This window comes from Pseudomonadota bacterium (assembly GCA_026388215.1).
In the GTDB taxonomy this organism is placed as follows: Bacteria; Desulfobacterota; Syntrophorhabdia; order Syntrophorhabdales; family Syntrophorhabdaceae; genus JAPLKF01.
The window spans coordinates 1-7764 of the sequence record JAPLKF010000115.1; the positions used below are offsets into that span (position 1 = coordinate 1).

A 7764-nucleotide genomic window follows, 5' to 3' on the forward strand; every position below is an offset into this window, starting at 1 on the left:
CCCTCTGCACCTTCTTCAGTTCATCGACAGTTACATTCTGGGATTTTGCAAAACCAGCCGCAGCATTTGTGGGATTCCCCTGACCGTCAAAGGCCCTGTCGTACGGAGGGCCATATTTAATGGTAATGCTTTCTTCCTGTCTTTCAGAGATATCTTTGACAAAAACAGATATCCTCCTCGGCGTTGCAAACATCTCAATTTTGCCAAAAGAGATTCTTGAAAACACAAAATTATCTTTTAAAAGATTTAGTAAACCTTCTTTTGCAGGCTCAATAAACCGTGCGGGAATTTCTTCTGTCCCGATCTCAAGCAAAAAGTCGCTCATAGCGCTCCTTTTTTACGCTTCGCTAATGAAGAATTAAGAAGGAAGAATGAAGAATTAATCATAGAGTCCTTTTATTTTACCAGCGTTGTTTTTCTCCAAAATTTTATACAACTCTATAATATCAATTGAATATTTAATGCACCGCTCAAGGATATCTATTTTTTTGTCTCTCAACTCTTCTTTCTTCACTGTTTTTGATTTTCTTTCAACTCTTCATTCTTAATTCTTAACTCTTAATTCTTCATTGCTTTTTCAGGAGCGGAAATCCCATCTCTTCTCTCTTTTTTATATAGAGCTCTGCACACAACTTTGCAAGGTTTCGTACCCTGCCTATATAATTTGCCCTCTCAGTGACACTGATTGCACCCCTCGCATCAAGCAAGTTGAAAATGTGTGACCCTTAAGCATCACGGGGTCTGATTCTTCAAAGTTATAGATAGAATATTCCCTTTCCGGTTCAAGATACACATCCCGATAGAGAATATCCTTATCCCATTTTATGTGAAACACGTTATCCACATCCTGCAGATGCATCGCTATTCTCTCAATACCATACGTGATTTCGACTGTTATTGGTGAAAGGTTTATGCCACCCACCTGCTGGAAATAGGTAAACTGAGTGATTTCCATACCATCGAGCCATACCTCCCATCCAAGGCCCCACGCCCCGAGGGTTGGCGATTCCCAGTCATCCTCTACAAATCGAATGTCATGGTAAGATGTGTCTATGCCAAAACTTTTCAGGCTTTCAATGTAAATGTCCTGAATATCTTTTGGAGAGGGCTTCATGATTACCTGAAACTGGTAATAGTGCTGGAGCCTGTTTGGATTTTCCCCGTATCTTCCATCCGCCGGTCTCCGGGAAGGCTGGACATAGGCTGCATTCCAGGGCTCAGGTCCCAGGGCTCTTAAAAATGTGGCAGGATGAAAGGTACCGGCACCAACCTCCATATCATAGGGTTGTTGGATGATACATCCCCTGTCTGCCCAGAATTTCTGCAGCTCAGATATCAGGTCCTGAAAATACATATTCCTATTCAAGTTTTATCTATACCATACAATTTACGTTTTTTACCATTAATTTTAAGATAAACGGGTAAATTTGGCCATAGGGCTTATCATGACAGGCCTGTGAGATGTTCCAGGCTTACAATTACGCCTCGCTCTCCGCTACTTACTGCCTACTGCTTACTGTCTACTCTTAATGCTGTTTCCTTCAGTATCCTGTAAGATTTAAACTCCACATCAAGATGGAAGGACATAAAATCCTCCATTATTTCCCTTGCCTCTTTTTCAAACCCTTCATCCTTTTCTGTATTTGTTTTGCCTATGAACTTCTCCGAACTCCGAACTCCGAACTCCGAACTGTCTTTTGCATTTCTCATAGAAGCAAGTCTCGGTATAACCCCTACAGGATATGTGTTATGGGGAAGGGACCGGGAACATATTGGGCAGAGAATGCCACCTCTCTCTTTTGAGAAATATAGCTTTTTGTCTTCCAGTATATCCTTTCCGCAGTACACGCATGCATGAAAGTTTGGCATATATCCAAGGGTTTCGAGCATTTTAAGCTGATAATAGAGTATATCGTTAAATGTAAATTCAACATGTTTAATGTTTTTTAGAACCTCTTTTAATGTATAAAAAAGCTCATCGTGTCTTTCTTTCTCCTTCGTAAGCTTATCAACAAATTCCGTAAAGAAACCTGCCGTGCATGCCTTTTTCAGGCTCGTCTCGATACCGCTATTCGTCTCTATTATATCCGCATTTTCTATCCTTACCATCCCCTTCCCATGCCTTTCAAAGTATTCTACATTGATGTGGTTGAAGGGCTCGAGGGTATTCATGAACCGTTTCTGACTTTTATTTGCCCCCTTCGCTATAGCGCCTATTTTGCCAGATTTTAGCGTAAAAAGCCTGATTATCTTGTCTGATTCACCGTACGCCCTTTTAAAAAGGACTATCGCCTCATCCTTATGCAGCGCCATTATCGTTCTATGATTTCCTTTTGTTTATCCGGCTTGAAGATGAATTTTGTGTCATCAATGCCTTGATTTACCTTGATGGATGAGAATTCCACCGTGTTTATATTGCCTGTGAATTCATGAATCTCAATCTTTCTTACCATATTCCGTTTATCTATCCACACCTTCGCAAGATTTACTGTTCCATCCTTTTTCGGGAGAAGCTCTAAAATTTCCAATTCACCTGATAAGCTTTGTTGCTTCAGGGTAAAAAGTTCGTCTATCTTTGATATATCCTCTATCAAATCGAGAAATGTGCCCCCTGTCTTTGCCTTGTTAATCCTTTCCTTAATTACAAAAGGTTTCTCATCCTCTGACTGCCAGATGTATTTCCCGTCATAGAGGAAATACTTTACCTTGGGTTTGTTATACCTCCAAAGAAACCCCCTCTGCCTTTTATAGAAAAATTCCCCATCAAATTCCCTTCCCTTCTTCAAGCCTGCTATGTATATCTTCTGGTGAAATGTTGCCTGCATTGTGGTTATTTCCGAGTATGCTTTTTTAATTGCATCGAAAGGAGAGGCATATCCTCTGCTTGCAAATGCACATATGATGCACGTTAGAACTATTGTGATTCTTCTCATTATTATTATGTCTTTAATGGTTCCCATCTGAAATAACCAATGACCAAATTACAAGTTCCAAATGATAAGTAACAGTCAACTCCAGTTTGATTATTGATTATTCGGAAATTTGTGATTGTTTGATAATTGGTCATTGAAAATTGGTTATTGTAATTTATCTGGATATTGGTTATTGGTGTTTGGTTATTCGTCATTTTCGTTTCAAAACTTCCCTCGGCTTCACACCATCGGAGGGACCAACAATCCCTTCACCCTCCATTCTTTCTACAATCCTTGCCGCCCTGTTATAACCTATTCTGAACCTTCTCTGAATCATGCTGATGGAGGCTTCTCCTTTTTCCATAACAAACTCCATTGCCTCCCTGTATTTCTCATCGTCTACCTCGGCAGCACCCCCTCCCTCTTCTTTTTCTTCTAATATTTCATGGTGATAGGTCGGGGTTCCCTGTTGTTTCAAAAACTCCACTATCCTCTTTATCTCTCCTTCTGATACATACGGTCCATGAAGCCTCTGCAATCTTCCAACACCGGGGCTCAAAAAGAGCATATCTCCATACCCGAGAAGGCTTTCTGCACCATTTGCATCAAGGATGGTCCTTGAATCTACCTTAGATGAGACCTGGCAGGAAATCCTCGCAGGGAAGTTTGCCTTTATTATACCTGTCAGCACATCAACAGAGGGTCTCTGGGTTGCAAGTATAAGATGGATACCTGACGCCCTCGCCATCTGTGCAAGCCTTGCAATATATTCCTCAACCTCCCTTGTAGAAACCATCATCAAGTCAGCAAGTTCGTCAATGACAACCACAATGTACGGTATGGTCTCCATCTCCTGCTTTGCCATCTTTTGATTATATTTCTCTATGCTCCTTACCCCTTTTTCCGCCATCATTAAGTATCTTCTCTCCATTTCATCGATCAGCCACCTGAGTGCTGTTTTCGCATTTTTAGGATTTGTGACAACCGGCAGAAGCAGGTGGGGAATGCCCTCGTAAAAGGAGAGTTCAAGCATCTTCAAATCAATCATGAGGAATCTTACATTTATCGGTGTTGCCTTGAATAGTAGGCTGCATATCATGCTGTTAAGGGATACGCTCTTTCCTGAGCCGGTAGACCCTGCAACCAGCAGGTGGGGCATCTTCGCAAGCTCTGCCACAAAAGGCTCACCTGATATTGTCTTACCAAGTGTAAGGGTAAGGTAGGAATGGGAGTCACTAAATACCTCAGATTCTATAATCTCTCTCAAATACACGGTTTGCCGTATTTTGTTAGGAATCTCTATGCCCACCACTGACTTTCCTGGGATGGGGGCAACTATCCTTATAGATACTGCACTCAACGCCATTGCAAGGTCGTCTGAAAGGTTTGATATTCTGCTTACCTTTATGCCCGGGGCAGGCTCAAATTCATACATCGTTATTACAGGACCAGGTCTTACCTCGGTAACCTTCCCGTCTATCCCGTAATCCTTTAATTTCTTTTCGAGTATGCTTGCATTGAGCTGGATACTCTCCTTGTCTACCCTTACCTCCTTTTTCTCAACAGGGTCAAGCAAAGACACGGGCGGCAGTTTATAGGGCCCTATGTCTTTAAAGAAATCAAAGGATTCCTGAACAACCTTTTTCTCTATCTTTGGTTCTTCTTTATGTTCCTCTGTTACCTTTATCTCTTTTCTCCGTTCCACTGACCTTTTCCTCATTACCCTCTCCTCAATGATAGAGAGAAGCGGTGCCTGTACAATGAGAAATAGAGAAATAAGGAAGAGGATAATTGATATAAGGTAACTGCCAAAATTACTAAAAAGGTTTACAAGGGTCTTTTCAAGCAATAAACCGAGGAAACCTGAAAATGGTATCCCAACACCCCTCAATTGTATCCTCCCCACGATCATCTCTAAGAGCAAAGAGAGAGACAGAAAAAGGAGGGCAAGCCCTGATGAGAGTACAAGGGGATAAGGGGGTTGCTTCTTTTTGAGATAAAATGCTGAAAAGAGGAGTGTAAAGGCAGGTAAAAGGTAGCTCATCATCCCAAATATCTGAATAAGAAGGTCAGATATATAAGACCCTACCTTCCCACACAGGTTTTTTACCGTCCCCCCGGCAAGGGTATTAAAGGAAGGGTCAAAGGGATGGTATGAAAGTAAACTTACAAGGAGAAATATGAAGAGGCCTAATAATCCAATCCCGAGGATCTCCTTTTTTAGTTCTCCTGACATATCTAATTCTTCACTCTCAATTCTTCATTTTTCATTGTTGTTTAACTCTCCCGACATCCTGTTAGCCTTTTAATTTGTACTTTCATCGTTCTACACTCACCACTTATCACTTTATTTCCTTATATGCCATTAACCTCTCGATATGCCTTCTCACCTCAAGCATTATCTTCGTTTTTGCAGAACGGCTTTCTTCTTCAATATGCATCGGTTCGCCTATCCTTATATATATTATCCCTTTTTCTTTTGGAATAAAACTACCTTTTGGTTGTAATCTGCTTGTCCCCCATATACCAACAGGCACAATGGGAACCCTTGCACGAAGGGCGAGAGAAAACCCGCCCTTCTTAAAAGGAAGGAGGCTCCCATCCTTACTCCTTGTCCCTTCGGGAAAGATGATGATGTTCATCCCTTCCTTGATTTTGCGGGCTGCTTCATCTATTGCCTTTAATGCCTCTCTTGGATTTTTTCTGTCAAGGCTTATGTATCCTGCCCTCTTCATTGTCCATCCAAAAAAAGGTATAAAGAAAAGCTCCCTTTTGGCTATCCATTTAAAAGATAAGGGGAGCGCAGAAAGAAGGGCAAAAATATCAAGGGCGCTCTGGTGGTTGCACATGAATATATAAGGAGGATTTGATATACCCTCTAACCCTTCAAGGGAAACACTTATACCGCCTATCTTCAGGTGAATACTTGCCCATAGCCTTGCAATCCTGTGAATTGCCTCCCCTTTGCTATCAAAGGGGGACACAACAAGGGCTACCATGGAAAGAAATATCGTGGTAAATATAAGGTTCAGGAAAGAGAGTGCTTTCCTCATTTCACTTCTTTTTCAAGGGCATTAATAATATCTTTCACCTCTGCCCTCACTCGCATGTCTATATCATAAGGAGAGACATCCTGTCTGTCAGCTTCCATGATTTTTTCATTATATCTTATGAAACCGAGGAAAGAAAATTCTTTGAGGCCTTCTTTTATAAGGGCTATATCTCCTTCGTGTGCCACCTTGTTCCCCACAATATATACATGTTTTATCCTGAGGTCAGTAGCAAGCCTTTTCACCTGATATGCTGTTTGAAAACTCCTCTGCCCTGGTTCTACAACAACGATTAATGCGTCCACATATTCAGCGGTTCCTCTTCCTAAATGTTCAAGTCCTGCCTCCATATCCACTATCACGTACTCATCCCTTTCAATCAATACATGGGAAAGGAGGCTCCTTAAAAGGGCATTCTCCGGACAAAAACAACCGCCTCCGCCCTGAGGGATATTCCCCAATACAATAAGCTTCACACCATCTTTTGTGAGAGAAAACCTTTCAGGGATATCATCAACCTGTGGATTTATCTTAAAGAATGAACCATATTCCCCTTTTTTTGTGCCTGTTCTTTCCTCTATGAATTCCTTCATCTCGGCAAGGGGTTGAATCGCCTTCAACCTGTCATTCTCTATGCCGATAGCGCTTGCGAGATTGGAGTCAGGGTCAGCATCTATTGCAAGAACCCTGTATCCTTTATCACCAAGAATCCTCGCCATCACGCCTGCAAGGGTAGTCTTCCCCACCCCTCCCTTTCCTGATATGGCAATCTTCACTGCACAATACCTCTACAGAATGAAAAATTTAAAATGTAGAATGAAGAATGATAAAACTCAGAACATTTTGTTTTTATTCTGACTTCTGACTTCTGAATTCTATATCTTGTATTTAAACTATTCACTATTCACCATTCACTATTCACTGCTTCTATGCGATTCAGCGGATACAAGGGTCTGGAGAAGTTCCCTTTCCTCAGTGGAAGATAATATGATAAGGCTCATATCCTTCTCAAGGATAGTCCCCGGATACGGGTTATATATCCAATCCCCACCGGCTCTTTTTACTGCGATGAGCAACAGGTTCCCCATACTTCTGAAATCTATTTCCTCCACAGATTTCCCCATGTATGGTGAATGGTCTGGTATGTGCACCTCCTCTACCCTGAGGGGCGATTCCCTGTCCCTCAACATATTATCAAGGAAGGAGGTCACATTTGGCCTTATCATCTCTGATGCCATGCGTAATCCGCCTATGTAATTCAGGGCAACAACCGCATCTGCACCAGCCATTTTTATCTTATCCACATTCTTTGTGTCATTACAACGAGACACAATCCTCAGCGAAGGGTTTAGCTGTTTTGCAGTTAACACAATGACAATATTATCATTATCGGAATTGGTCGTGGCAAAAAGCCCCTTTGCCTTTTTTATCATAGCCTTCTCAAGAATTTCATTTTCTGTTGAATCTCCGACTATCATATCAATGTTAAGATCGTGTGCTTTCAGAACCTCTAACTTTGTTTCATCCATATCGATTGCTACCTGGTGTCTTTTTGTATGATAGAGTTCATGAACGATATAGAGTCCTACCATCCCAATCCCGCACACGATATAATGGTTTTTCATCTTTTCTATGTGTTTCTCCATTGTCCTCCTCCTGAACGCCTTCTTTAGTTCTCCTTCAATGATATAAGCAGCGAGTGTGGTAAAAAGGTAAGCCATTGTCCCTGCACCGAGAAATATGAACACTATAGTGAATAATTTTCCGAAAGGCTTATCATCAAGTCCTATTACATCTCCATA

Annotated in this window: 8 protein-coding genes and 1 pseudogene; all 9 read right to left on the bottom strand. The window is 41.5% G+C overall.

Annotation, left to right across the window (positions count from 1 at the left end):
- The coding region (locus NTU69_06670) for a glycine--tRNA ligase subunit beta (protein MCX5803200.1) at positions 1-325 on the bottom strand (325 nt) is incomplete at its 3' end.
- 54 nt (positions 326-379) lie between these two features.
- On the bottom strand, positions 380-514 hold the full coding sequence (locus NTU69_06675; GenBank protein MCX5803201.1) for a hypothetical protein: 135 nt from the start codon (positions 512-514) through the stop codon (positions 380-382).
- 52 nt (positions 515-566) lie between these two features.
- Positions 567-1354, bottom strand: a pseudogene (locus NTU69_06680) (glycine--tRNA ligase subunit alpha).
- Positions 1355-1506: 152 nt separating this feature from the next.
- The gene (gene recO, locus NTU69_06685; GenBank protein MCX5803202.1) at positions 1507-2313 is read right to left on the bottom strand and encodes a DNA repair protein RecO; all 807 of its coding nucleotides are present in this window, start codon (positions 2311-2313) and stop codon (positions 1507-1509) included.
- Positions 2313-2960, bottom strand: a complete 648-nt coding sequence (locus tag NTU69_06690) for an outer membrane lipoprotein carrier protein LolA (GenBank protein ID MCX5803203.1) — start codon at positions 2958-2960, stop codon at positions 2313-2315. Before NTU69_06690 ends, recO begins: the two co-directional genes overlap by 1 nt.
- Before the next feature lie 163 nt (positions 2961-3123).
- On the bottom strand, positions 3124-5148 hold the full coding sequence (locus NTU69_06695; GenBank protein MCX5803204.1) for a DNA translocase FtsK 4TM domain-containing protein: 2025 nt from the start codon (positions 5146-5148) through the stop codon (positions 3124-3126).
- A gap of 106 nt (positions 5149-5254) precedes the next feature.
- Positions 5255-5965, bottom strand: a complete 711-nt coding sequence (locus NTU69_06700; protein ID MCX5803205.1) for a lysophospholipid acyltransferase family protein — start codon at positions 5963-5965, stop codon at positions 5255-5257.
- Positions 5962-6738: a carbon monoxide dehydrogenase accessory protein CooC gene (locus tag NTU69_06705; GenBank protein ID MCX5803206.1), complete on the bottom strand. Its 777-nt coding sequence runs from the start codon at positions 6736-6738 to the stop codon at positions 5962-5964. The genes NTU69_06700 and NTU69_06705 overlap by 4 nt, the downstream gene beginning before the upstream one ends.
- 138 nt (positions 6739-6876) lie before the next feature.
- Positions 6877-7764, bottom strand: an 888-nt coding sequence (locus NTU69_06710) for a TrkA family potassium uptake protein (GenBank protein MCX5803207.1), incomplete at its 5' end; no start/stop codon positions are given.

Excerpts from the sequence above, each read along its gene's own strand:
- recO (MCX5803202.1), bottom strand. The coding sequence starts at position 2,313 with ATGGCGCTGCATAAGGATGAGGCGATAGTCCTTTTTAAAAGGGCGTAC.
- NTU69_06690 (MCX5803203.1), bottom strand. The coding sequence starts at position 2,960 with ATGGGAACCATTAAAGACATAATAATAATGAGAAGAATCACAATAGTT.
- NTU69_06695 (MCX5803204.1), bottom strand. The coding sequence starts at position 5,148 with ATGTCAGGAGAACTAAAAAAGGAGATCCTCGGGATTGGATTATTAGGC.
- NTU69_06700 (MCX5803205.1), bottom strand. The coding sequence starts at position 5,965 with ATGAGGAAAGCACTCTCTTTCCTGAACCTTATATTTACCACGATATTT.